The sequence below is a fragment of the Mesorhizobium sp. M7A.F.Ca.US.006.04.2.1 genome (assembly GCF_004022915.1).
Classification (GTDB): Bacteria; Pseudomonadota; Alphaproteobacteria; order Rhizobiales; family Rhizobiaceae; genus Mesorhizobium; species Mesorhizobium ciceri.
Map to the genome: position 1 here is coordinate 1 of NZ_RZQA01001628.1, position 481 is coordinate 481.

Consider the following 481-nt stretch of genomic DNA (forward strand, 5'->3'; position numbering starts at 1 on the left):
ATAGAACAGGATGGGGATGATAGGAGCGTTGACGTTGTAAGCGCCAGCATTCGATAAGTCCGGCTTCTCCACAACTCCACATCCAGGCACGTAAAAACCAGCTTTCGGCACCACCACCGGGCCGATAACTTCCGCATCCGACCCCGCCAGCCGCGCCAATTTCCGCACCAGTGCGCTCATATTCGCCGGGCCGCCCTCGCGGAAATAGTCGAGCAGGCCGTCCAACTCCTCGCGCGGCAGCGTCGAGGCTTCGATCAGGCGCAGATCCTCGTCGCGGCATTCGCCGGGCAGCAGCGCCAGTTTTATGCCGCGTTCGCGGGCGGTCGAGGCAAGCTGGTCGCAGCCGTAGCGCCACCAGTCGTAGCCGCCGAGGATGCGCACGAGGATGATCTTGGCATGGCGGGCGACGCTGTCGACCCAGAGGTCGACGGACATGGGATGGCGCAGGTCGCGCAGTGCGGCCAGCCGCATCGAGGGCAGG

At 64.7% G+C, this 481-nt stretch carries 1 pseudogene; it reads right to left on the minus strand.

Going from position 1 to position 481, the window contains the following annotated elements:
- A pseudogene (locus tag EN925_RS39120) lies at window positions 1-481 on the minus strand (cobaltochelatase subunit CobN); the annotation flags it as partial.